Below are 20,522 nucleotides of genomic sequence, written 5' to 3' on the forward strand. Positions count from 1 at the left end.
CCAGCAGGTTTGGATCAAAGGAACCACATGTTAAATCCTCGTTTGTCGCTGGCCGTTGATGGCGGTCAGATTGCGCTGCCGTCCGAAGGCCGGATTGCCGTTTTTGCTCCGACACAGGGTGCGGATCTGTCCGCATTGCCCAAAGACCGCTGCGTGATCATTCAATCGTTCAAGCCAGATCATGATGCCTTTGCCCAGGCAGGCTATGATTGCGTCACCGAGGCCAATGGCGAACTTTCCAGTGGCGAATTTTCCGCCTCTGTGGTGTTTCTCACCCGTGCCAAAGTGCAAGCCCGCGCGCTGATTGCCCAGGCGGCCAGTTTTGGTGGCTTGGTTATTGTGGATGGTCAGAAGACCGATGGCGCAGAATCCTTTTTGAAAGAGTGCAAGAAACGCTCTGACATTCAGGGCAAGATCTCTAAGGCCCATGGCAAATTGTTCTGGTTTCAAGGCGGCGATTATGCCGATTGGGTCAGCCCCGGCCCCAAAGATATTGGCGAAGGTTTTGTCACCGCCCCCGGCGTGTTTTCGGCAGATGGCATCGACCCGGCCTCCGCCGCATTGGCAGCGGCCCTACCGGTTAAGCTTGGTAAAAACGTTGCAGATCTGGGCGCTGGCTGGGGCTATCTGTCCCAGTCGATCTTACAGCGCGATGGTGTGGAAACCCTCTATTTGATCGAAGCCGAAAAAGCCGCGCTTGACTGTGCCAAACAAAATATCACCGACCCGCGCGCCGAATTTCATTGGGCGGATGCAACGCTTTGGGCCCCGCGCGCCAAAATGGACACGGTTGTGATGAACCCCCCCTTTCACACAGGCCGTGCCGCCGAACCGGAACTTGGTCGCAAGTTCATTGCCGCCGCTGCCGCCATGTTGGCCCCTGCGGGCCATTTGTGGCTCGTGGCCAACCGGCATTTGCCCTATGAAACCACGCTTGAAGGACTGTTTGCCAAAGTCACCGAAATGGCCGGCGACAATCGCTTCAAAGTCCTGCGAGCAGAACGCCCATCTCGCCCACGACGCTGATTCCGCGTAACGTGCCTAGAATCACCGGAATGCCACAACGGAAAGCACAGGGAAGCCTATGTCATTTTCTATCTCTGGAAAGACCGCCATTGTAACCGGGGCCGCCAACGGCATCGGCCTTGCGATTGCCTTGGAGTTTGCCGATCAAGGCGCCAATGTCATGATGGTGGACATGGACGACAAGCAATTGCGCAAAGAGGCTGGCAATTTCCCCGAAGATGGCAATGTACGGGTGTTCTCGGGCGATCTGCGCGAACGCCTGACCATCGCCAACCTGCTGTCGGCCACCATAGATGCTTTTGACCGGGTGGATATTTTGGTGAACGCCAGCCGCCAAATGCTGCGCACCGATCCGCTGGACATCAAAGACGACAGCATTTCCACCATGCTGGATCAAAACCTGCTCACCCCGATGCGCCTCTCCCAAGCGGTGGCAAAGCGCATGATCAAACAAGCCGACGAAGATGGCGACGAAGGCTCTGCCGGGGCCATCGTCAACATGTCCTCGATTTCAGCCTGTCGCACAAACCCTGAATTGATGGGCTATTCGATGGCAACCGCCGCGCTTGATCAGATGACACGCGGTCTGGCCACCGCCTTGGCCCCGCACCGCATTCGCGTCAATGCCGTGGCCTTTGGCTCGGTCATGAGCGCCAGTCTGAAAAACACCCTCAAAGAATTTCCCAGCTATCGCGAAGACATCGAAAGCCACACGCCACTGGGCCGCATCGCCCCGCCGCGTGAATTGGCCGACACCGTGCGCTATCTGTCGTCTGATGCTTCGGGCTTTATGACCGGGCAGGTGGTGACCGTCGATGGGGGCCGCACCTTGATCGACCCGGTGACCTCGCCAGCCCACTAGCCCACCCTCTCATATCCAACGCTCCAAAGTTAGGTGACCTAATGACCAGTCAAATGGCGTCTGAAAAAGCCCAGGCCAGCGCTTGGTTTCGCGAGTTGCGCAACCAGATCGTCGCAGCCTTTGAAACCCTCGAAGACACCCATGCCAAAGGGCCGTTTTCCGATCAGCCGGCGGGGCGCTTTGAAGTCACCGAAACCAGCCGCACCTCAGAGGATGGCTCTGATGCAGGTGGTGGCCTAATGTCGGTGATGCGCGGCGGGCGCGTGTTTGAAAAAGTCGGCGTCAATATCTCGACAGTCTATGGCACGCTCGGAGAGCGCGCGCAAAACGCCATGGCTGCGCGCAAAGGCCTGCCCGGCATGAAAGAAGATCCACGGTTCTGGGCCTCGGGCATTTCTTTAGTGGCGCATATGCAAAACCCCCATTGCCCGGCCGTACATATGAACACCCGCATGTTCTGGACCCCGCATGCCTGGTGGTTCGGCGGTGGCTCGGATTTGAACCCCTGTCTGGAATATGACGCAGACACCGCGCATTTCCATGATGTACAGAAAACCCATTGCGACCGCCACGGCACCGCGCATTACCCGCGTCTCAAAGCATGGGCCGACGACTATTTCTATATTCCGCACCGCAACCGCGCCCGCGGGGTTGGCGGCATCTTTCTGGATGATCACAATTCCGGCGACTGGGCATCTGACTTTGCCTTTATCCAGGACATCGGACAGGCTTTTTTGCCCGCCTTTGTCCCCCTGGTGGAAAAACGCCGAACCGATGATTTTGGCAGCGTGGAAAAAGACGCCCAACTGGTGCACCGTGGCCTCTATGCTGAATATAATCTGGTCTATGATCGCGGCACCAAATTTGGCCTGGAAACCGGCCACGACGCCAATGCGGTTTTGATGAGCCTGCCCCCCATGGCGAAGTGGGTCTAGGATAGGGGGCAATTTTGGTTGAGCGGCTTTCGTGGCCTGCCTTCCATTTAGGGCAGATCAGCAAGCTTGGGCTTATACCGCCGCATCCAAGCCAACCGGGTCATCGGTGCGTGTTCGGTTCTCGGCAATGCGCTCCGCTATGGCATCTAGGTTCCCCATAACAATTTTACCAAAGGCCCTTTTCATCACCAGCTGGCCCAACAACCACCCAAGCGGTCCAAATTTCACCTGAAAATCCAAAGCCCACTTCAAAGTCGTCCGTTTGCCGTGACTGGGAACGATGTCGATCTGCGCAATCAAACGTCGAAACGGAATAGACCCGAATTCCGAACATTCGATCAACTGGCCACGGTTAGGTGTCCATTCAATCACTTTCTCCGTGATGGATGTCCCATTTTCAAAGAAATTACGCCGCTTGGATCCGACACCATCTTCGCCAGTGGTCAAAGCCTCTACTGACACCACCAAAGGGCAGTACTGCTCTGCCTGCATGTAGCGGCCAATGACGGCCCAAACTTCCTCGGGTGTGGCATCAAGTTCGATTGAGCGAGAGCAGTTTAGCACATTTCTATCCTTCATAATTCGGCACAAGCACCGATTCCTTGTTTGATTTTTCTTACATAAGTGGGCACTGCTGACAGCATGGTGTCAGCAGTGTGTCGATAGGGTCAAGAAATGCGCAAAACCGAACGCCTTTTTCAGATCATTCAGGTCCTTCGTGGGGCAAAGGCCCCTGTCACTGGCCGTATGCTGGCTGACGAACTCGAAGTTTCGCTGCGCACGCTTTATCGCGATATGGCAGAATTGGTCGCACAGCGCGTTCCGATTACAGGCGAAGCGGGCACAGGCTACGTTCTTGATGATGGCTATGACATGCCGCCGTTAATGCTGACACCAGACGAGTTGGACGCGGCCGCGCTAGGGGCGTCTTGGGTGGCAAGGCATGGGGATCCGTCGCTTGCACGGGGCGCGCGGGATTTGATTGCAAAACTGTCTGAAGCGGTGCCCGAAGAGCTGCGACCGATCATATTGGACAACAGCTTTAGAACCGTTTCCTCCCGGCCATCCCCCGAGGAATCCTTTGACGGCGCTATATTACGGCAGGCCATCCGCGATCGCTTGAAATTGTCGCTTCACTACTTGGATACCAAGGGCGCAGAGTCTCGCCGGATCATCTGGCCGTTGTTCATCGCTTATTTCGATCACGCGCGGCTCATCGTCTCGTGGTGTGAAACCCGCGAGGATTTCCGTCACTTTAGGACAGACAATGTGCAATCGCTTCATATCGAGGGGCAGAAGTACCCAGTGCGTCGCGAAACGGCAATTCGTGACTGGGAAGCCATGATGGCTGAACGTCGGTCAAAAAAATAATTGGACGGGGAGAACCAGTGCTCGTCAAAAATTGCAACCTCGCCCCCACAAAGCCTGCCCTTCAAACTCTGATCCCACCAAGCCCGTAAGCCTGCCAAAAAAGACCACCGCACAGGGACAAGCGGACGCGCCCAAACAGGGCCACCGCTTAGGAATTTACGTCGATTCCTTGCGGGGCTTGCTTTTAGTACGATATCGCACTAAGTAATGCGATATCGTACTATATGGAGAACCCCATGACCCTGTCACGCCGTAAAGCCATTGCCCTAATCGGAGGCGGCGTTGTTGTCGCAGCCGCAGCCAGCACCGGATATTCTGTCACCCGTCTGCCGCAGACCGCTGCCTTGCCATGGGCCGCAGCGGGCACCTATTCAGAGCCGCGCCGCAAGGCCCTGTCTTTTGCCCTTCTGGCACCAAACCCCCACAATCGTCAGCCATGGAAGGTTGATCTGTCAGTTGAAAACATGGTGACGGTCTATGTGGACACCGACAGGCTTTTGCCGCACACCGACCCGTTCAACCGGCAAATCACCATTGGGTTGGGATGTTTTCTCGAAGTCATGCGCATGGCCGCAGCCGAAGATGGCTACCGCGTGGAACTTACCATATTCCCCGAAGGCGAAGATGCGACGCAGCTTGACCAACGCCCTGTGGCCCATGCGCGTTTCACCCCGGACGCCGACAAGATAGCTGACCCCCTGTTTGCCCATGTTCTGCATCGCCGCTCGCTGAAAGAACCCTTTGACACCAGCCGCAGCGTCCCGGCTCAATCGCTCGCAAGCCTTGGCGCGGCCGTCACCGCTGGCACCACCTTTGGCGGCAGCATCCTGCCGCAGGATATTGCCGATCTGCGCCAACTTTCACACGAGGCCCTGCGCATCGAGATCGAAACCCCGCAAACCTATCAAGAAAGCGTCGATCTGTTCCGAATCGGCCATCGAGAAGTGGACGCCAACCCCGACGGCATCGATTTCACCGGCCCGCTGTTTGAAACCCTGCGCCTGACCGGCCTGTTTGACCGTGACAGCGCGCTTGATACCAGCTCTGCCGCCTATCAGGCCGGGATGGATGCGGTCTATGCCAATACCGACACTGCCATGGGGCACCTCTGGTTGGTCACATCAGACAACACCCGGCGCGATCAAATCAAAGCCGGGGCTGACTGGGTCCGAGTCAATCTGGCCGCCACCAGCCTAGGTTTGGGAATTCAGCCCCTCAGTCAGCCGTTGCAAGAGTATCCGGAAATGGCCAAACTCTATGCCAAGATCCATGACCAGCTTGCGCCGGAGGGCGGAACAGTTCAGATGTTTGCCCGTATTGGCTATGGCCCCACCGTATCCCCCAGCCCCCGCTGGCCCCTGGAAGAGAAAATTGTCCAAACCTGACGAAAACACCACCACGATCTTTCGCTTGATCAACGAGATCATGATCATTGCGCAATTGTCTGGCAGATTGTTTGAAAGACGTCTGCCAGATGGGTTTCTGGTCTCGCATTTCTCGGTGCTCAACCATTTGGTGCGGCTGGGTGATGGGCGCACGCCGTTGGCCATCGCCCGCGCCCTTCAGGTGCCCAAAACCTCGATGACCCACACATTGGCGGGTCTGCGCAAGGCCGGCTTGGTGTCTTTTGAACCCAATCCGACCGACAGCCGTTCCAAATGTGTGATGCTCACCGAGGCAGGCCGCCAGTTCCGCGACGCTGCAATTGCAGGGCTGGGTCCTGACGTGGCCAAATTTGAACAGGTCATTCCCAGCGAAAGCGTTTCAGAAATCCTGCCCATGCTGGAAAACATCCGCGCCTATCTTGACCAAGAGCGCGATGGCTAGTGTGCAGATCGCTAGCTTGGCAGCACAGCGCTATTTGAAAACCCGCCATCCACAACAATCTCTGTGCCCGCCACAAATCCCGCTTCTTTAGACGCCAGATACAACACCGCCTGCGCAACATCTGCGGACTGCCCCATGCGGCCTGCCGGAATACGCGTCGCAATGAAATCCTTCGTGCCATCCAGCGCAGCCCCCTCTAGTCCCATCTTGGAAAAAATCGGTGTGTCGGTTGGGCCAGGGCTGATGCAATTCACTCGCACACCCCGAGGCAGCAATTCGGTGGACAAGGTTTTGGCCAAGGACCGCACCGCTGCTTTGCTGGCGGAATAAACCGATGTATTGGGTTCACCCATCCGATTGGCAACAGAGGTGGTCAGCACAATTGAGGCAGGCGTGTTCAAAACGGGCAGGGCTGCCTGCACCGTGTTAATGACCCCTTTGACGTTCACATCAAACACCCGGTCATAATGATCAGACGGGGCAGCCTCAAAGGGCAAAAACTCTGCGATCCCGGCGTTGGCAAAAACCGCATCAACTGCGCCCAACTCTGTTTTGACCTGTAAAAAAAACGCTTCAAGCTGCGCGCGATTGATCACGTCACCCTTGTGGGTGACAAACCCATGGGCTTGCGCCGCGTGATCAAGGGTTGCTTGATCACGGCCAAAGATCGCCACCTTGGCCCCTTTGGCTTTGAATGCAATGGCCGTTTCCAGACCGATACCCGAATTGCCACCTGTTATGGCCACCACGAAATTTGTGAAATCCTGCATTACAGCTCTCCTTTTCTGCGGCACGTATTGCAGCTGGAAATGCTATGTGTAAAATTGATATTTAGTATGCTCATTATTCACATGGTGAATGTTTATGAACCTCCGCCGCCTAGATCTGAATTTACTGGTGGTCTTTGATGCCATCTATGCAGAACGCAACATCACTCAAGCTGGTCACAAAATCGGATTGTCACAACCAGCGGTGTCCAATGCGCTTTCCCGCTTTCGGCACGTCATTGGTGACGAACTTTTTGTGCGCGGGCCCAAAGCACTGCTGCCCACCCGGCGGGCCCGTGACATTGCAGGCCCGATCCATGCAATCCTGACCGAACTCAGCACGGTGCTGGATGATGCGCCCTTTGATCCGCGGACCGCACAGGATGTGATCTCGATCGCCATGGTGGATTTCTTTGAAACGCTGATGCTGCCCCGCCTTATGGCATTTCTGGACAAAAACGCGCCGGGCATTCGCCTGCGCCTGATCCCGTCGTTTGGCCGATCTATTGACTATCTGGACAACGGCGAGGTTGATATCGCCATTGCTTCGTTTGGCCACCCGCCCGACCGATTTGGAAAGCAAACACTGATGGTCGCCAACTATGCCTGCGTCATGCGCAGGTCACATTCCTTGGCAACGCAAACCATGTCTGTCAAAAACTTTGCCCAGGCACGTCACCTACTGCTGAGTCCCAAGGGTGATATGCGCGGCTTTGTAGATACTGAACTGGCTAAAATGGGGCTTGCGCGTCAGGTGTGTTTGACGGTTACAGGGTTTTTGGCCGCCAGCGAAGTATTGCTGCAAACGGACACAGTCATGACTGCACCCGAACCCGTAGCCGACAAATTGGCGCTACATCCAGATCTGATCAAACTGCCGTGTCCGATAGTGGCCCCCAAAGACCACATGCGCCTGGACGCTATTTGGCACAAACGACACTTTGGCCATGCGATGGGGCAATGGTTTCTTCAGACGCTTGCAGAAATTGCGCAGCAGATAACCGGACCCGAAACGCCGGCAAAACCCGCCTGAGACAGCGCCACGCGGCGCGTCATTAGTTGCCGCGTTCAACCGGAAAAGGCTGCTATCGAATCGTACAATTCAGGCGCTGAAACGTACAAATTGTACAAATAACCTAAAATTAAACGCCCGTTCGATCACGCGGCAACCGTTTCGCCGCGAAACCTCTAGCGGTGGTCAAAAAAGCCGTCACCTGCCTCAGCCAGCAAGGCTTCCCCCAGTTCTCGCCCCAGTTTTTCAGCCTGATCCAAGGGGGCAATACCTTCGGTCTGCAAGCGCTGCGAGCCATCGGTTTTCAGGATTTCGCCGCGTAAATGAACCTGCGTGCCTTTGATTTCTGACAGGGCTGCAATCGGTGTTTCACAAGACCCATCCAAAGCCCGCAAAAAGGCCCGTTCACACACCACTCTTGTGCCTGATTCCGCGTGATGAATCGCAGCTAGCATTTGCCGAGCCATCTCATCGTCAGACCGGCACTCAATGCCAATGGTGCCCTGTGCCACAGCAGGCAACATATCGTCAGGTTCAATCGCCGAAGCCGCCTTGTCTGCCATGCCCAAACGGGTCAGGCCAGCCATGGCCAAAAACGAGCAATCCGCGACGCCATCTTCAAGTTTTTTCAAGCGTGTCTGTACGTTACCTCGAAATTCAACCACCTGCAGATCCGGGCGTTTTGTCATCAATTGGGCCTTGCGGCGCAGCGATGATGTGCCCACAGTGGCCCCTTGTGGCAAGTCAGACAGGCTGTTGTATTTGGCTGAGATAAACGCATCCCGCACATCTTCGCGGGGCAGGAAAGTCTCTAGAACCAAACCCTCGGGCTGCTCGGTCGGCATGTCTTTGGTGGAATGCACTGCAATGTCGATATCGCCGCGCAGCATCGCCTCTTCGATCTCTTTGGTGAACAGGCCTTTGTTGCCGATTTCCTTGAGCGGGCGATCCGCATTGATCATCTGCCGGTCATCCCCCGTCGTGTGGATCACTTCGATCAGAAACGCCGCTTCGGGCAACCCAAAAGCCGCCATAAGACGATCACGGGTTTCATAAGCCTGGGCCAAAGCCAAAGGAGAACCACGGGTGCCAATTTTCAGCGGCGAGTCGGGGGAGGGCAAATTACGTGTCATACAAGGGGTCTAATCGCGCCAGATTGTCCTGACAAGCGCATTAGAACGCTGTTGGCCTTGACATCTTGCCGCTGGCGCTAGACCTAGCTGAAGACTTATTTAATGAGGTGGACCATGGCACAGCAAAAAACCATCCTTCGGGCGCTCGCAGGCGAGACGCTGCCAACCCCTCCGATCTGGATGATGCGCCAAGCGGGCCGCTATCTGCCAGAGTACCGCGCCACTCGGGCGCAGGCCGGTGACTTTCTAAAGCTTTGTTATAACTCGGAATTGGCCGCCGAAGTGACGTTGCAGCCGATCCGGCGCTACGGCTTTGATGCCTCTATCCTTTTTGCTGATATTTTGCTGCTGCCTCAGGCGCTTGGCGCGGATCTATGGTTTGTCACTGGCGAAGGTCCACGTCTGTCGACCATCAACGCTCAGGCGGATTTTGACAGGCTCAAACCAGCTGACGCCGTACATGAAAAACTCGCACCGATTTATGAAACCGTAAAAATTCTGCGGCGCGAGCTGCCACAAGAAACCACGTTGATCGGATTTGCGGGTGCCCCCTGGACGGTGGCCACCTATATGATTGCTGGCCGTGGCACCCCTGATCAGGGGCCAGCCCACGAACTAAAAGACGAAAACCCGGCGCTTTTTCAGCAGGTTATTGATCTGCTTGTAGACGGCACAATTGAATATCTTTCGCAGCAGATTGAAGCAGGCGCCGAAGTCATCAAGCTGTTTGACAGCTGGGCCGGTTCGTTGAAAGGCGCAGATTTTGACCGATATGCCTTGGAACCCACCAAACGCATTATTGCCGCGCTAAAGTCGCGCTATCCAGAGACACCGATCATTGCTTTCCCAAGGGGTGCCGGCGAAAGATACATTGGTTTCGCAGAGGCAACCGGTGCGGATTGTGTTGCCTTTGATGACAGCGTCACCGCCGAATGGGCCGCCGCCAATATCCAAGCTGACAGCTGCGTTCAAGGCAATCTGGCCTCGTCCCATATGGTAACCGGTGGTGACGCCTTGGTGACTGAAACCCAGCGCATCGTCAAAGCGTTATCGGCTGGGCCGCATATCTTCAATCTGGGGCATGGTATTACACCTGATGCAGATCCAGAAAATGTGCAGTTGATGATTGATACGGTTCGGGCTTCAGGTTGACGTTTCCGTATTTGCAGCGGCTCGGTCGACCAACGCCCGTTTCAACTGCGGGGCATGCGCACGGCTGACTGGCCAAATCGCGCCATCGGTGGCAATCACGCGCGGGTTGCCGTTTTCATAAACCAGTCGGTCCATCTCGGTCCAACTCAGCCAAAGCGAACGATGCACCCGCATGCCCTTGCTAGGGTCCATGCGTTCAATGGCCGAGGTCAAGGCGAGCGGCAAAGTATGCGCCCCCAATTTGGTTGAAATCTGAATGTATTTATCCTGCGCTTCTATGATCCGAATGTCTCCGCGAATGGCATGGGGTAAAAGCGGCTGCAATTGATCGTATTGTTCGGCTCGGAATTTAGGAATGACGCTAAGATCGTAACCCGCGGCGTTTATCACGGCCAAGAATTTCTCTTCTACTGTGGAAAGATACACATAAGCAGCAGCCCAAGAGAGAATCGTTAATGCCGATACTGCTGTCAGATAGGTCCGAAGCGCGCCAAATTCCGCAACATATACATCTGGGATGACCTGCAGAATAATTGCTGAAAAGATAACATTGCCCAAGAACAGGCCAATCATTGCATCAAACAGTAAAGCCACGCCAAAAGGGGCCAATTTGGCGCAAATAAAAGTCGAGACATTGTTGCTGAATACGATCATGGCTGCGGTATATGCCAAAGTCCCCAAAAAACGCACAATAAACGGAATGCTGGCAAGCGCTAGAGGTTCCATAATGGCGAGTAGCAAGGACGGGAACATCACGACAATGAGAATGTTGATCTGGCGTAGGGCCAAAAAGGCCTCACGCCGCAATGCTTTGGTCAAAGCGATGTCTCTGGATGTTATTTTGAGAAGGTCTGAACCCAGAACACGGCCAAGCCGCTTGTTCATTTTTGCCAGCCAGATCTTTGGTCTAAATTTCATGTTGTCGTCTGGGGCCCATTTGCCATGATTCTGCTCGAGGTTCGCGTATCCATAAACTCAGATCTTTTAGGTCTCTGCTTGACGTCGGGTCAAGCAACCAAAAGGAGAGAAGTTTCTAAATTTGCGCGTCCTTCACGAGAAACACACAACGTTGGTCGCGCGAGTTTTGATGTGTTTCGCGAAATTTGTATAACTTTACAAATACTTCCGTCGTAAAAACAGTTTGACGCTGTTGGTTGGTAAAGCGGTGAACTTTCAGGGTGATTCTATCACCTCGAGGTCACTTTTGTAGCGTATCGAGTTCTTTTTTACAGTTGCCAGGGAAGCCCGACTCCGTCGCGAGAAGGTCATTGTAACACATGACCTTCTCAGTTTTTCGCATTCACAACCGCCTATTCAGCCGAAAGCGGGCTTTGCTCACAACAATGGGCAAAGGCTCTGCACGGTGGCGGCTGGCCTGTAGCTTGGCTATCTAGGGGAAGAAAATGGTGGCGTGGGGGAGACTTGAACTCCCGACCTATCGATTATGAGTCGATCGCTCTAACCAACTGAGCTACCGCGCCACGGTGCGCCGGGGTTTAGTTTAGCCCATCAAAAGCGTCAAGCGGAAAGCGACGCAATTTCGCACGAATTCCCGATTTTTGTGATCCGTGCACCGCTCCTGTCTCTTTCGTGCAGATTTGCGCATGTAGATTATGCATTTCCGCGCATTGGTTTGACGCAAAAGCTCAAGTACAACAGCGACAAAGGGGATTTCTATGAATTCTATTGTCGACATACAGGACCTGAAAAAGGTCTATGAAGGTGGGTTTGAGGCTCTAAAAGGCGTCACTCTGGCCATCAAGCAAGGTGAGATCCTTGCTTTGCTTGGACCAAATGGCGCGGGAAAAACGACATTGATCTCAACGGTTTGTGGCATTTCAACAGCGACGAGCGGCTCGATCCACGTTGGTGGCCATTGTGTGACGAACGAATTTCGTGCGGCCCGCAATTTGATTGGCCTGGTGCCTCAAGAGGTAAATCTAGAGCCTTTCGAGACCGTTATGAACACAGTGCGGTTTTCACGCGGGCTGTTTGGCAAAAAGCGTGATGATGGGTTAATCGAAAAAATCCTGCGCCAACTTTCTTTGTGGGATAAACGCAAAAGCCGCATCATGGAATTGTCCGGTGGCATGAAACGACGAGTTTTGATCGCCAAAGCGCTAAGCCATGAACCCCGTGTGTTGTTTCTGGACGAGCCCACTGCGGGCGTTGATGTGGAACTGCGCAAAGATATGTGGGAAATCGTGGCGGGGCTCAAACAGGATGGGGTGACCATCATTTTGACCACGCATTACATCGAAGAAGCCGAAGCCATCGCGGACAGGGTTGGTGTGATCAACAAGGGCGAGCTGTTGTTAATCGAAGAAAAAGCCGCCCTGATGGAGCGGCTGGGTCAAAAGCAATTGCGCGTAGAGTTGCAAGAGGCTGTAGAAGAGCTGCCAAAGGCGCTGAACAATCATGATCTTGCATTGGCAGAAGACGGTACATCGGTTGTCTATACCTATGACACGCGCGCCGAGCGCACCGGCATCACCGCGCTGTTGGCTGATATGGCTGGGGCAGGGCTGGTGCTGCGGGATTTACAGACAGAACAGAGCAGCCTTGAAGACATCTTTGTTGGATTGGTGAAGGAGGGGCAGTCATGAACTGGACCGCAATCAAAGCCATCTATGTTTTCGAAATGGCGCGGTTTTTCCGCACCCTGGCGCAAAGCTTTATTTCACCGGTGATTTCGACGTCGCTGTATTTTGTGGTGTTTGGTGCCGCCATCGGCAGCCGCATTCAGGAAGTTGATGGGGTCAGTTATGGCGCGTTCATTGTGCCCGGATTGATCATGCTTTCAATCATCACTCAGGCGATTTCGAATGCCTCGTTTGGGATCTATTTTCCAAAATTCATTGGTACGTTTTATGAATTGCTCTCCGCCCCGGTGAATTTCCTTGAAATTGTTGTGGGCTATGCGGGAGCCGCAGCCACAAAGGCTTTGTTTATCGGCGTGGTCATACTTGCCACCGCAGGTTTGTTTGTGGATCTTAGCATTCAACATCCAATCGCCATGCTGGCCTTTATGATGCTCACTTGCATTAGCTTTTCGCTCTTTGGGTTTATCATTGGGATCTGGGCCAAGAATTTTGAACAACTTCAGCTCGTGCCATTGTTGATCGTGACCCCCTTGGTCTTTTTGGGCGGCTCGTTTTATTCGATCTCTATGTTGCCTCCATTTTGGCAAACGGTCACATTGTTCAATCCGGTGGTCTATCTGATTTCGGGCTTCCGTTGGGCTTTCTTTGGGCTGGTGGATGTTCCGATCGGGTTGAGCTTGCTGGCCATTGCCGGGTTCACAGGGCTTTGCTTGGCTGGGGTTTGGTGGATCTTCAAGACTGGCTGGCGCATCCGCAGCTAAGAAGCTCTGCGGTCTTTAAAGGACAATTGCCCTATTATTGTTCTTGACCAAAATACCTGTGGGGGGGCGCAAAATTTATTTTGCGGCGCGGGGGCGACAGCCCCCTGCGACCCAGTCAACATGGCGCAATTGCATCGTTGAAGAAAATGTGAGCCAGAGCTTCTTGTTTGCGGTGCTGGGCAGGTTATATGCCTGTTATGAAACGTTGGATCCCCTTTACAAAGAAAGCGCCGTCCGTATCGGTTTTGCGCTTGTCTGGTGTGATTGCTGCAGGCGGTCGTGGCCAGCTAAACGATCAGACTCTAGCTCCCTTGATTGAAAAAGCTTTCAAAAAAGGCAAACCCGCCGCGGTGGCGCTGATCATCAACTCGCCGGGCGGTTCGCCCGTGCAAAGCTCTTTGATTGGCGCGCGCATTCGACGTTTGGCTGAAGAAAAAGATATACCGGTTGTTGCATTTGTTGAAGATGTGGCCGCCTCTGGAGGCTATTGGCTGGCGGCGGCTGCTGACGATATATTTGTCGATGAATCCTCTGTTGTTGGGTCAATCGGCGTGATTTCTGCCGGCTTTGGCGCCCATGAGTTTCTTGGAAAACACGGGATCGAACGGCGGGTGCACACCGCAGGAAAGTCCAAATCGATGATGGATCCTTTCCGTCCGGAAAAAGAAGAAGATGTGGCCCGTTTGACGGGCATCCTTGGCCAAATCCATGAAAATTTTATCGATCATGTGAAGCAGCGCCGGGCGGGTAAATTGTCAGAAGACCCGGATTTGTTCACTGGAGAGATTTGGATTGGTAGTAAGGCGGTCGCGCAAGGCCTGGCTGATGGGGTTGGCCATATTGTGCCAGTGCTTAAGGAACGTTTCGGCGAGGATGTGCGGTTCCGCATCTACGGCGCCAAGCGCTCGATTTTGCAAAGGTTTGGCGCGCAGCTTGCACAGGATGCCCTTTCCGGGATAGAGGAACGCGCAGAATATGCGCGGTTCGGGCTTTGATGTGATTACGAAGATTGTCCTTTTGTTTCTGGTAGGCATCGCGGTGCTGGCCATGTTCGGTAAGATAACTTACCCGGGCAAAAAGCAATTGGACGCGCGTAAATGTCCTTCTTGTGGGCGGTTTAAGATCGGCAAAGGGCCCTGTGCCTGCCGCAACAAAAAGGGCTAAGCACAATGCTCGTATGGCTAACAGCCGGCTTGGGTTTGATCATTCTGCTTCTGGCTGGGGACGCTTTGGTGCGCGGCGCCGTGAACCTAAGTCTGCGTGTCGGCATTCCTGCTTTGATCGTCAGCCTGACGATTGTGGCCTTCGGGACATCCGCGCCGGAATTGTTAATTGCGATCAGCGCGATCGAAGACAATGCGCCTGGTCTGGCGTTAGGCAACGTGGTTGGCTCTAATACCGCAAATATATTGTTGGTACTTGGCTTGCCTGCGATCATGTCGCGTCTGCACACCAGCGTGTGTGACACCCGTAAGAACTATGTGTTTATGCTGGGGGCAACTGCCCTGTTTATTGCATTGGCGTTTTGTGGCGTTTTCAACTGGATCAGTGGATTGATTTTGCTGACAGCGCTGGCCTTTGTTCTGGGAGATGCGTTTCTAATGGCGCGCAACCATCGACGTGGTTGCAAAGCTGCTGCAGCCGCAGGCGCGGTTGACGAACCGGATGATCTTGAAGGGGCTGACCCTGATATGCCCTGGTGGAAGATCGGCATGTTTTTGGTGTTGGGGCTAATCGGTTTGCCGTTGGGAGCAGATTTGCTGGTGGACAGTGCCGTAGACATTGCTCGCCAGTTCCATGTACGCGAAACCGTTATTGGTCTGACCTTGATTGCATTGGGCACAAGCCTGCCAGAATTGGCAACCACAGTGATGGCCGCTCTGCGCCGTCAAGCGGATGTGGCGCTGGGCAACGTCATCGGGTCCAATATGTTTAACCTTTTGGCGATCACCGGCATCGCCAGCCTTGTTGGGCCCATTCCTGTAGATCCATCGTTTTTGCGTTTTGATCTGTGGGTTATGGCTGGCGCAAGCCTGCTGATATTGCCTTTTGTCTGGTTCAGAGCCGATATTACCCGTCGTTGGGGCGTGCTTTTGACCGCGCTATATGGCGTTTATATCGTTGTCGTTCTGCTGTGATTGAGACGTGTTTTGGGGCGGATTTGGTGGCTTAGTAGCCAGTTTGGCGTTGCCAGATTGGCTGTCAGGTTCTTCGGCGTATCAAGCATGGCCTGTGAGAAAAGTAAACAAAACTGCCTGATCTAAGACAAGTTGTGCACTGATGACGCTATTATTACAAAAGCGTTACAAAATCTCTAATGTTTTCAGTGTTTTGCCCGGTAGTCAAAAAAATATCGTTTCAAAACAATGGTTTATAAATATGCCTATTTTTTAAGCACAGCCTAGAAACCGGTTAAAAATAAGGGAATTCTTGCGATCACGGAAAGTTATCAGCAGAGTTATCCACAGAAGTCGTGGACATGTTTTCTCTTGTATAGAGGGCGTATAGGTTGCAGCTGACCCTTAAGAATCAGAGTTCGTTCGAGCATGACTGAAAATGAGACCACATCTGAGCCCAGCGTCACGGGTCACGCCTGTATTCAAGGGTATTTAAAGACGTTGGATGGCTCGCCGGGCGTATACCGTATGCTCGATGCGCAGGCCCGGGTGCTATATGTGGGCAAAGCGCGCAACCTGCGGGCCCGCGTTTCAAACTATGCTCGGCCCAGCGGTCACACAGGGCGTATTGCCCGTATGATCAGCGAAACAAGCGCCATGATGTTTCTGACAACAAAAACCGAAACAGAAGCGCTGTTGCTTGAACAAAACCTGATCAAGCAGCTAAAGCCGAAATACAATGTTCTGTTGCGCGATGACAAGAGTTTTCCAAATATCCTCGTGAGCCAAGAACATGCCTTTGCCCAGATCAAAAAACATCGTGGCGCAAAAAAGGAAAAAGGCAATTATTATGGCCCCTTTGCAAGCGCAGGGGCGGTCAATCGGACCCTGCAGCAATTGCAGCGCGTATTCTTGCTGCGTGATTGTTCAAATGCGATGTTTGAAAGCCGCACACGCCCCTGCCTGCAATATCAAATCAAGCGATGTACGGCCCCATGTGTTGGTAAGATCAGCGAAGCGGATTACGCGGCGGCTGTAGCGGATGCAGAGCGCTATCTGACCGGTAAGTCGACGGACATCCAAGAGAAACTGGCCACAGAAATGCAGTCCGCGAGCGAGAACATGCAGTTTGAAAAGGCGGCCGTGTTGCGGGACCGTATTCGGGCGTTGACCCAGCTTCAGACAGCACAGGGGATCAACCCGCGGGGGGTTTCTGAGGCAGATGTGATCGCGTTGCATTTGGATAAGGGGCAGGCCTGCGTGCAGGTGTTCTTTATTCGAGCCAATCAGAACTGGGGCAACCGCGACTATTATCCTCGGGTTGGCAACGAGATCGAAACCGCGGAGGTTCTCGAGGCCTTTATTGGCCAATTTTACGACGGCAAAGAGCCTCCTCGGCAGTTGATCCTGTCGCATCCAATTGAAAATGATGAGTTGATGGCCGCTGCACTGGCCGAAAAGGCCGGGCGTAAAGTCGAAATCATTGTACCAAAACGCGGTGAAAAAGCAGAGCTTGTATCGGGTGCTGCACGAAATGCCCGTGAATCTTTGGCGCGCAAAATGAGTGAAAGTGCGACGCAGGCTAAATTGTTGAAAGGCATTGCCGAAGCGTTTGGTATGGACACTCCACCACAACGTATCGAGGTCTATGATAACTCGCATATTCAAGGCACCAATGCCGTCGGTGGCATGATCGTCTCTGGGCCTGACGGGTTTATGAAAAATGCCTATCGGAAGTTTAACATTAAAGGCGACGATCTGACGCCCGGCGATGACTTTGGCATGATGAAAGAGGTGCTAAATCGGCGCTTCAAACGTTTGATAAAAGAAGATCCCAAACGGGAAAATGGTCAGTGGCCTGATCTGTTGCTGATCGACGGGGGGGCTGGGCAGGTTTCGGCTGTGGCCGAGATAATGCGCGCCTGGGGTGTTACCGATATTCCCATGGTTGGCGTTGCTAAAGGTGTCGACCGAGACCACGGAAAAGAAGAATTCCACCGCGTTGGGCAACGTGTATTTGCCTTACAGCGCAATGATCCGGTGTTGTATTTTATTCAACGATTGCGTGACGAAGCACACCGCTTTGCGATCGGCACCCACCGCGCTAAGCGGGCGAAAGCAGTTGGAGCTACGCCGCTCGATGATGTGCCAGGGGTAGGGGCCAGACGTAAGCGGGCTTTGCTGGCGCATTTTGGCAGCGCCAAAGCAGTCAGTCGCGCCAACCTTGCAGACCTAAAGGCCGTTGACGGCGTGTCTGATGCTTTGGCGCAAACCATCTACGATTTTTTCCAAGAAGGCGGCTAGAGGTCGAAAAACCCTATCCAATGGGATAGGGGCCTATCCGCATTTGGTTGTCATACGCCTAGTTGGGCCGGGGTGCCACAAACGTGCGAATGGTACATCACACTAACGAAGCATTGCATTTGAGATGTAGAGGCCAACCGAAACAATGGATCAAACGCATCCTGACACTTTGTTTCACCCCAGGCTGGCTGAGCATCGAGATTTGTAACCGAAATTCGGGGATGACTGACTTCGTAGCTGGTCCGGGCACACCCATGCCCGGGCCCATTTTTACAGATCTTTGTTGAGTTCGGCTCTAAGTTTTCGACTTGGGTGGCGTGCAACGATGATCAGGCCCACAAGTATCAGGCCCACCCCGGTTGCGCTGGTCAGTGTCACGGGGTCTTTGATGATCACCGTTGCGAGCAGCCAAGCGGTGACAGGTTCAGCCAAGGCCAGCGTCACAGCACTTGAGGCAGCGACTCGCGTCAGGCCCCAAGTGTAAAAGGCATACGCAAGGCCGGTTGCGACAATTCCAAGAAACCCTATCGCAAGCCAAACGCCAGGCGCTATCACCCAGGCGATGGGCACAACGGCCAGTACGGGCAAGGTCAAGAGCGCAGCGCAACTGAAGGTGCCCGCAGCAATTGCGGTTGATGGGGCTTTGTGGCCTATTTTACTGGTTATCAATGAATAAGATGCATAGCTTGCACCTGCCCCAAGGGCCAAAACCAAACCCAAGCTGCCTTTGCCGTCGTCCGCTGCCGCAAGTCCTAAAAATGCCACACCAATAATCGAAATGATCTGGCCTCCAAGCCGCTTTCGGGTCGGAAGGGCCGTACGACTCAGAGCTTCGTAGGCCGTTGCCCAAAACGGGGCGCTGCCAATGGTGACTGCTGTGCCGATTCCGACGCCAGCCTCTGAGACCGCCCAGAAAAAAAGCAAATTGTAGCAAGCGATGCTCGACCCGGCAAAAAACACAGAGACCCAAGGAAGTCGCACTAAGGCTCGTCGGCTTGGCTGGTGGGCCAATGCCATGGCAAGTAAAGCGATTGCGCCAACCAAAAGCCGCATAGCACCAACCGCAAGTGGTTCACGGCTTTCGGGAAGTAAAGCCTGGACAGTGCCCGTTGTTCCCCAAAGCATGGCCGCGATAATCACGCTGCTGATACCCATCCATCTATTGAAGTTCACTGCGTGTCCCACTCGGCAAATACGTCTGCCGGAGTTACGGATATTTCTGGCATGGCACAAGTCTTGCAGGTTTTAAGAAACTTTGCTTTTCCACCGGGCCTATCCCGGTTAGGAATGGGCCATGACATGGACATTCCCAAATATCTTGACCGCCCTGCGCCTTATGGCTGCGCCCCTAATAGCAGTTATGTTTTTGTATTTTAGTCGCCCTTATGCGGATGGCATAGCGATGGCATTGTTTATCATCGCCTCGCTAACCGATTTTCTGGATGGCTATCTTGCCCGTGCTTGGGGGCAGGTTACCAAGCTTGGCACAATGCTGGACCCGATTGCTGACAAGGCGATGGTGGTGATCGCTTTGATGGTGATTGTTGGCTATTCCTCTATGTCCCCGTGGTTGGTGCTGCCAACGACGGTGATCTTGTTCCGCGAGGTTTTTGTTTCAGGATTGCGCGAGTTTCTGGGTGACACTGCGGGCACGCTGAAAGTTACGAAACTGGCGAAATGGAAGACTGCGACCCAAATGGTCGCGATTGCGGTGCTCTTTTCGCAGGGTATTTTTGAACATTACCTGGGCATGTGGTCTTGGGGCATGGACGCGGAAATGGTTGGGCAAATACTATCTGGTGACATTCCAGATGAGTTGGGATTGCGCTTTATGTTCAAGGGCATGATCTGGTCCGGAAATCTGGGGCTGGTTTTACTTTGGATTGCTGCGCTTTTGACCTTTGTGACCGGTCTTGACTATTTTGTTAAAGCCGCACCGCACTTGAAGGATTAGACTGATGGACGTTGTATATTTTGCTTGGGTGCGTGAGCGGATCGGCCTGCCAAAGGAACACGTTGAAACGCAGGCCGGCACCGTCGTTGAATTGGTAGACGAGTTGCGGGCGCGGGAAGAGCGCTATGCACTGGCCTTTTCCGATTTGTCTGCTCTGCGCGTCGCCGTTGATCAGGAGCTAACCGAATTTGACGCGTCGCTTGAAGGCGTGCGTGAGGTTGCGTTTTTTCCACCCATGACAGGTGGCTAGAATGCGGATTGTTGTTCAGGAAAGCCCATTTGACCTTGGCGCGGAAACCACTGGGTTTGCCGCCAGCCAAAGCAATATGGGCGCCATTGTGACCTTTACCGGTGTGGTGCGCAACAACGCGGCGGGCACGCTTGAAAAAATGCTGATCGAGCATTATCCGGGCATGACAGAAAAGGCGTTAACTGCGATAGCGCAAGAGGCCTGTACGCGCTGGGACCTTGGCGATGTGTTGGTGATCCATCGATATGGCGAGATGCGGCCAGGAGAGATGATCATGATGGTTGCGACGGCGTCCAAACACCGCGTACACGCGTTTGAGGCCGCTGAATACCTAATGGATTATCTCAAATCACGCGCGCCGTTCTGGAAACAGGAATTCACCGTAGATGGCGCGGATTGGGTTGCAGCCAAAGAGATCGACGAAGAGGCGCTCAAGCGCTGGTAGCGG

At 53.9% G+C, this 20,522-nt stretch carries 21 protein-coding genes and 1 tRNA gene; 16 read left to right on the plus strand and 6 right to left on the minus strand.

The features are described 5' to 3' along the window. Nucleotides 1-27 precede the first annotated feature (27 nt). From ABXG94_RS13795 to hemF, 3 genes are read left to right on the plus strand one after another with little or no spacing between them, the layout of a single operon-like run. Nucleotides 28-1,026, plus strand: a complete 999-nt coding sequence (locus tag ABXG94_RS13795) for a class I SAM-dependent methyltransferase (RefSeq protein ID WP_353535108.1) — start codon at nucleotides 28-30, stop codon at nucleotides 1,024-1,026. A 58-nt stretch (nucleotides 1,027-1,084) separates the two neighbouring features. Next, a complete protein-coding gene (locus tag ABXG94_RS13800) occupies nucleotides 1,085-1,888 on the plus strand; it encodes an SDR family NAD(P)-dependent oxidoreductase (protein WP_353535110.1) in 804 nt (267 codons plus the stop codon). Between the two features lie 41 nt (nucleotides 1,889-1,929). After that, nucleotides 1,930-2,823 (plus strand): oxygen-dependent coproporphyrinogen oxidase, encoded by an 894-nt coding sequence (gene hemF, locus ABXG94_RS13805; protein ID WP_353535112.1) that lies wholly within the window; start codon nucleotides 1,930-1,932, stop codon nucleotides 2,821-2,823. A 72-nt stretch (nucleotides 2,824-2,895) separates the two neighbouring features. Here hemF and ABXG94_RS13810 read toward each other — a convergent pair whose 3' ends face one another. Next, entirely contained in the window at nucleotides 2,896-3,387 is a 492-nt protein-coding gene (locus ABXG94_RS13810) for an SRPBCC family protein (protein ID WP_353535114.1), read from the minus strand. A gap of 111 nt (nucleotides 3,388-3,498) precedes the next feature. Between ABXG94_RS13810 and ABXG94_RS13815 the strand changes: the two genes are divergently transcribed. The 3 genes from ABXG94_RS13815 (at nucleotide 3,499) to ABXG94_RS13825 (ending at nucleotide 6,021) form a co-directional block, all read left to right on the plus strand. After that, the gene (locus tag ABXG94_RS13815) at nucleotides 3,499-4,194 is read left to right on the plus strand and encodes a helix-turn-helix transcriptional regulator (protein WP_353535116.1); all 696 of its coding nucleotides are present in this window, start codon (nucleotides 3,499-3,501) and stop codon (nucleotides 4,192-4,194) included. A 236-nt stretch (nucleotides 4,195-4,430) separates the two neighbouring features. Then, the gene (locus tag ABXG94_RS13820) at nucleotides 4,431-5,579 is read left to right on the plus strand and encodes an Acg family FMN-binding oxidoreductase (protein ID WP_353535119.1); all 1,149 of its coding nucleotides are present in this window, start codon (nucleotides 4,431-4,433) and stop codon (nucleotides 5,577-5,579) included. Further along, entirely contained in the window at nucleotides 5,566-6,021 is a 456-nt protein-coding gene (locus ABXG94_RS13825; RefSeq protein WP_353535121.1) for a MarR family winged helix-turn-helix transcriptional regulator, read from the plus strand. The genes ABXG94_RS13820 and ABXG94_RS13825 overlap by 14 nt, the downstream gene beginning before the upstream one ends. 11 nt (nucleotides 6,022-6,032) lie before the next feature. Here the strand turns inward: ABXG94_RS13825 and ABXG94_RS13830 are convergent, their stop codons facing one another. Beyond that, entirely contained in the window at nucleotides 6,033-6,791 is a 759-nt protein-coding gene (locus ABXG94_RS13830; RefSeq protein ID WP_353535124.1) for an SDR family oxidoreductase, read from the minus strand. A 94-nt stretch (nucleotides 6,792-6,885) separates the two neighbouring features. On the opposite strand from ABXG94_RS13830, the gene ABXG94_RS13835 reads away from it, so the two are divergent. Beyond that, entirely contained in the window at nucleotides 6,886-7,821 is a 936-nt protein-coding gene (locus tag ABXG94_RS13835) for a LysR family transcriptional regulator (protein WP_353535127.1), read from the plus strand. Between the two features lie 155 nt (nucleotides 7,822-7,976). Here ABXG94_RS13835 and hemC read toward each other — a convergent pair whose 3' ends face one another. Then, entirely contained in the window at nucleotides 7,977-8,933 is a 957-nt protein-coding gene (gene hemC, locus ABXG94_RS13840; RefSeq protein WP_353535129.1) for a hydroxymethylbilane synthase, read from the minus strand. 114 nt (nucleotides 8,934-9,047) lie between these two features. Between hemC and hemE the strand changes: the two genes are divergently transcribed. Then, nucleotides 9,048-10,085, plus strand: coding sequence for a uroporphyrinogen decarboxylase (gene hemE, locus ABXG94_RS13845; protein WP_353535130.1), 1,038 nt, complete (start codon nucleotides 9,048-9,050; stop codon nucleotides 10,083-10,085). On the opposite strand, the gene ABXG94_RS13850 is transcribed toward hemE, so the two are convergent. Further along, nucleotides 10,077-11,003, minus strand: a complete 927-nt coding sequence (locus ABXG94_RS13850; RefSeq protein WP_353535132.1) for a LytTR family DNA-binding domain-containing protein — start codon at nucleotides 11,001-11,003, stop codon at nucleotides 10,077-10,079. The two genes, hemE and ABXG94_RS13850, sit on opposite strands and share 9 nt — an antisense overlap. 486 nt (nucleotides 11,004-11,489) lie before the next feature. After that, nucleotides 11,490-11,566: transfer RNA gene (locus tag ABXG94_RS13855), tRNA-Met, on the minus strand. Nucleotides 11,567-11,761: 195 nt separating this feature from the next. On the opposite strand from ABXG94_RS13855, the gene ABXG94_RS13860 reads away from it, so the two are divergent. The 5 genes from ABXG94_RS13860 to uvrC all read left to right on the plus strand — a co-directional run bounded on the left by ABXG94_RS13860 (nucleotide 11,762) and on the right by uvrC (nucleotide 17,870). Beyond that, a complete protein-coding gene (locus ABXG94_RS13860; RefSeq protein ID WP_353535134.1) occupies nucleotides 11,762-12,691 on the plus strand; it encodes an ABC transporter ATP-binding protein in 930 nt (309 codons plus the stop codon). After that, entirely contained in the window at nucleotides 12,688-13,449 is a 762-nt protein-coding gene (locus ABXG94_RS13865; RefSeq protein WP_353535137.1) for an ABC transporter permease, read from the plus strand. The genes ABXG94_RS13860 and ABXG94_RS13865 overlap by 4 nt, the downstream gene beginning before the upstream one ends. A gap of 197 nt (nucleotides 13,450-13,646) precedes the next feature. Continuing rightward, nucleotides 13,647-14,444, plus strand: a complete 798-nt coding sequence (locus tag ABXG94_RS13870; protein ID WP_353535461.1) for a S49 family peptidase — start codon at nucleotides 13,647-13,649, stop codon at nucleotides 14,442-14,444. A gap of 174 nt (nucleotides 14,445-14,618) precedes the next feature. Further along, on the plus strand, nucleotides 14,619-15,587 hold the full coding sequence (locus ABXG94_RS13875) for a calcium/sodium antiporter (RefSeq protein ID WP_353535140.1): 969 nt from the start codon (nucleotides 14,619-14,621) through the stop codon (nucleotides 15,585-15,587). 408 nt (nucleotides 15,588-15,995) lie between these two features. Further along, nucleotides 15,996-17,870 carry an excinuclease ABC subunit UvrC gene (uvrC, locus tag ABXG94_RS13880; protein ID WP_353535142.1) on the plus strand — a complete coding sequence of 625 codons (1,875 nt, stop codon included), beginning with the start codon at nucleotides 15,996-15,998 and terminating at the stop codon, nucleotides 17,868-17,870. Nucleotides 17,871-18,140: 270 nt separating this feature from the next. Here uvrC and ABXG94_RS13885 read toward each other — a convergent pair whose 3' ends face one another. Continuing rightward, nucleotides 18,141-19,043 (minus strand): DMT family transporter, encoded by a 903-nt coding sequence (locus ABXG94_RS13885; RefSeq protein WP_353535145.1) that lies wholly within the window; start codon nucleotides 19,041-19,043, stop codon nucleotides 18,141-18,143. Between the two features lie 121 nt (nucleotides 19,044-19,164). Here ABXG94_RS13885 and pgsA point away from each other — a divergent pair, with 121 nt between their 5' ends. From pgsA to ABXG94_RS13900, 3 genes are read left to right on the plus strand one after another with little or no spacing between them, the layout of a single operon-like run. Beyond that, nucleotides 19,165-19,824 carry a CDP-diacylglycerol--glycerol-3-phosphate 3-phosphatidyltransferase gene (pgsA, locus tag ABXG94_RS13890; RefSeq protein ID WP_353535147.1) on the plus strand — a complete coding sequence of 220 codons (660 nt, stop codon included), beginning with the start codon at nucleotides 19,165-19,167 and terminating at the stop codon, nucleotides 19,822-19,824. A 4-nt stretch (nucleotides 19,825-19,828) separates the two neighbouring features. Next, entirely contained in the window at nucleotides 19,829-20,074 is a 246-nt protein-coding gene (gene moaD, locus ABXG94_RS13895) for a molybdopterin converting factor subunit 1 (protein ID WP_353535150.1), read from the plus strand. A 1-nt stretch (nucleotide 20,075) separates the two neighbouring features. After that, nucleotides 20,076-20,519: a molybdenum cofactor biosynthesis protein MoaE gene (locus ABXG94_RS13900; RefSeq protein ID WP_353535152.1), complete on the plus strand. Its 444-nt coding sequence runs from the start codon at nucleotides 20,076-20,078 to the stop codon at nucleotides 20,517-20,519. Nucleotides 20,520-20,522: the final 3 nt, after the last annotated feature.

The sequence above is a fragment of the Cognatishimia sp. WU-CL00825 genome, assembly GCF_040364665.1.
GTDB lineage: Bacteria > Pseudomonadota > Alphaproteobacteria > Rhodobacterales > Rhodobacteraceae > Cognatishimia.

What these genes read in the sequence shown, in the direction of transcription:
- ABXG94_RS13875 (WP_353535140.1), top strand. Translation starts at nt 14,619, where the DNA reads ATGCTCGTATGGCTAACAGCCGGCTTGGGTTTGATCATTCTGCTTCTG.
- ABXG94_RS13860 (WP_353535134.1), top strand. Translation starts at nt 11,762, where the DNA reads ATGAATTCTATTGTCGACATACAGGACCTGAAAAAGGTCTATGAAGGT.
- ABXG94_RS13870 (WP_353535461.1), top strand. Translation starts at nt 13,647, where the DNA reads ATGAAACGTTGGATCCCCTTTACAAAGAAAGCGCCGTCCGTATCGGTT.
- pgsA (WP_353535147.1), top strand. Translation starts at nt 19,165, where the DNA reads ATGACATGGACATTCCCAAATATCTTGACCGCCCTGCGCCTTATGGCT.
- ABXG94_RS13800 (WP_353535110.1), top strand. Translation starts at nt 1,085, where the DNA reads ATGTCATTTTCTATCTCTGGAAAGACCGCCATTGTAACCGGGGCCGCC.
- hemC (WP_353535129.1), bottom strand. Translation starts at nt 8,933, where the DNA reads ATGACACGTAATTTGCCCTCCCCCGACTCGCCGCTGAAAATTGGCACC.
- ABXG94_RS13815 (WP_353535116.1), top strand. Translation starts at nt 3,499, where the DNA reads ATGCGCAAAACCGAACGCCTTTTTCAGATCATTCAGGTCCTTCGTGGG.
- ABXG94_RS13795 (WP_353535108.1), top strand. Translation starts at nt 28, where the DNA reads ATGTTAAATCCTCGTTTGTCGCTGGCCGTTGATGGCGGTCAGATTGCG.
- ABXG94_RS13835 (WP_353535127.1), top strand. Translation starts at nt 6,886, where the DNA reads ATGAACCTCCGCCGCCTAGATCTGAATTTACTGGTGGTCTTTGATGCC.
- ABXG94_RS13850 (WP_353535132.1), bottom strand. Translation starts at nt 11,003, where the DNA reads ATGAAATTTAGACCAAAGATCTGGCTGGCAAAAATGAACAAGCGGCTT.
- hemF (WP_353535112.1), top strand. Translation starts at nt 1,930, where the DNA reads ATGACCAGTCAAATGGCGTCTGAAAAAGCCCAGGCCAGCGCTTGGTTT.
- ABXG94_RS13830 (WP_353535124.1), bottom strand. Translation starts at nt 6,791, where the DNA reads ATGCAGGATTTCACAAATTTCGTGGTGGCCATAACAGGTGGCAATTCG.
- hemE (WP_353535130.1), top strand. Translation starts at nt 9,048, where the DNA reads ATGGCACAGCAAAAAACCATCCTTCGGGCGCTCGCAGGCGAGACGCTG.
- ABXG94_RS13820 (WP_353535119.1), top strand. Translation starts at nt 4,431, where the DNA reads ATGACCCTGTCACGCCGTAAAGCCATTGCCCTAATCGGAGGCGGCGTT.
- ABXG94_RS13865 (WP_353535137.1), top strand. Translation starts at nt 12,688, where the DNA reads ATGAACTGGACCGCAATCAAAGCCATCTATGTTTTCGAAATGGCGCGG.
- moaD (WP_353535150.1), top strand. Translation starts at nt 19,829, where the DNA reads ATGGACGTTGTATATTTTGCTTGGGTGCGTGAGCGGATCGGCCTGCCA.
- uvrC (WP_353535142.1), top strand. Translation starts at nt 15,996, where the DNA reads ATGACTGAAAATGAGACCACATCTGAGCCCAGCGTCACGGGTCACGCC.
- ABXG94_RS13900 (WP_353535152.1), top strand. Translation starts at nt 20,076, where the DNA reads ATGCGGATTGTTGTTCAGGAAAGCCCATTTGACCTTGGCGCGGAAACC.